1 protein-coding gene and 1 pseudogene are annotated in these 2,017 nt (G+C 47.8%); both read left to right on the plus strand.

Annotated elements, in window-relative coordinates; all coding sequences use genetic code 11:
• Nucleotides 1–977: pseudogene (locus tag GRP75_RS25490) on the plus strand (serine/threonine protein phosphatase); the annotation flags it as partial.
• A 46-nt stretch (nucleotides 978–1,023) separates the two neighbouring features.
• Nucleotides 1,024–2,017: normocyte-binding protein (locus GRP75_RS25495; protein WP_160790720.1), on the plus strand; the 994-nt coding region annotated here is incomplete at its 3' end.

Raw genomic sequence — 2,017 nt, forward strand, 5'->3', positions numbered from 1 at the left:
CAAGGACAGGGGATTATGCGAAGGCGCTTAAGTCTTACAGCGAAGCGAAAAACGCGGCGGTTAAAATTAACGATAAGATTCACAAGCGACTGTATACTGCCGAGCAGAAACTGTCTCAATTAATGGTTGATGGTGACGGCTATGTGGAAAAGGCGGACTTCACCAAAGCAGAAGCCAGCTACGCTAAAGCACGGAAAAGTGCCGGGCTATATCCACCATTTAATGTGAAGGATATTGAGCATAAAATCGACCAATTGGACAGCTATGCTGAGACGGCGAGCTGGATGAAGGACGGAGATTTAAAATTTCAGGGCGGCGATTACACGAATGCGCTTAAGTTGTACAAGAAAGCAAACAAGGCTGCGATGGAATCCGGTTATACGTCCGCGCAAAAAGAACTGGAGAAGAAAATTACCGAGGCCAACGATAAATTGACAGCTATCCAGCAGCAGCTCAAGGAGATTCAAGCTGGCAAACTTCAGGCCAAAGGGGATCGGATGATGAAGGATCTCGATTATGAAGGGGCCATTGATGCCTATAGCGGGGCACAGGAAATTTATCAGGAGATTGATAAGCTCGAAAGTGTTCTGGCATTGGAGCGGAGCATTGCCAAGGCGGAGGAAAAGCAGAGCGCGGAACAGCAGAAAAATGGTCAGCTTCCTGCTGGATTGGGATTGTCTGACGGAGTGTTGAACGACACGGACGCAGGGGACACAGCGGGTGGAGCTTCATCTTCCGCTGCTGCAATCCCTGCTGCAGAATCGCAAACGAAGGCTGCGCCAACGGCTTCAGCGGGAACTACACCTGCGAAGAAGGAAGCCTCTTCGGCTGCAAAGAGCATGGGCACAGGCGATGGAACTGCCCCTTCGGCCAAGGTGGATACCAACAAAGAGCAAGGAACTGCTGATTCTGCTTCTAAAGCAGCAGGGGCGTCTGATTCAGAGAACCAAGATCGGGCTGCTGCGAACGGAAGTTAAGTTTTTCATGTTCAATGAAGCTGGAGCCGGAAAGGAGTGAGACGTCGTGAAAGAGCTGGTACAAGACCGTTTGAGCAAGATGGACGATTTAGAGCAGAGACGTTTACTGAAAAATATGATGGCGGGGGTATTTATGAACCTCGTCGAATATCAGGAAGAAATGACCCGCCAGCTAGAACGGCGGGTATTTGAGGAAATTGAGAATACGGAAGAAAAGATTGATGTGTACGTGTCATTGACATCGCGTGAGGACTATGACCCGATTCATGAATTTTTATATCCTGTGTTACCGTCTGATACGGAAGAAAAGCAGATGGACATCAGCCGTGTGGCAGAGGTGGTACGCGAAGGCGGTGCGATGCCGCTGTTTACGCTTTTTCTTGAGATGGAGACCGAACGAATCTCAGCGCTGGTGCGCAGCAAGCGAATTTTCTCAGGAATGTTGGTCACGGAAACCGGCAATTATCCGATTCGTTTTCGTCTGGAGCATAACCGTTCTTATATTTTGGAGATTGAGCAGTTATATCATACCTTTATGCAAAATGGCATGCCGTGGAAAACAATTAATCACCCATATGCTTATAAGTTTGTGGACTGTGTATTGATTGGTGGAGACGGCGAGCCGGCTGCCCATGAAGAAATTCATGAAATTACAATTTCATTGGAGGAATTCGATGTTTTTAAGAAGGGCGACGTTTTTCCTCTTTGGAACATTGAAAGGCTATCTCTAAAGAACAGCGGTTTTCCTATACCCGCTATGGATCGTGTGAATTATGAGCATGTGCTGCCTTTGCGAAAAACAGGTCCTGAGCATGGTTATTTGATTGACGGGACTGAAGGTGATATCCGGTATATCAAGCGTACAGAAGAGGAACTGACGATTGTCACACCACGTGATAAGTCTGGCGAATGGAATGTGTTGAAGGTTACGAAGCCTGTTACAACGAGACTTAGTCGTCAGACTTATCCGTTATTGTCCAATCGGCGACAGGACAGCTTTTTGGGCCGCTATGCAGGAAAACAGGCCGTGATTGTCCGTG

It is taken from the genome of Paenibacillus sp. OT2-17, assembly GCF_009827695.1.
Lineage (GTDB): Bacteria > Bacillota > Bacilli > Paenibacillales > Paenibacillaceae > Paenibacillus > Paenibacillus polymyxa_B.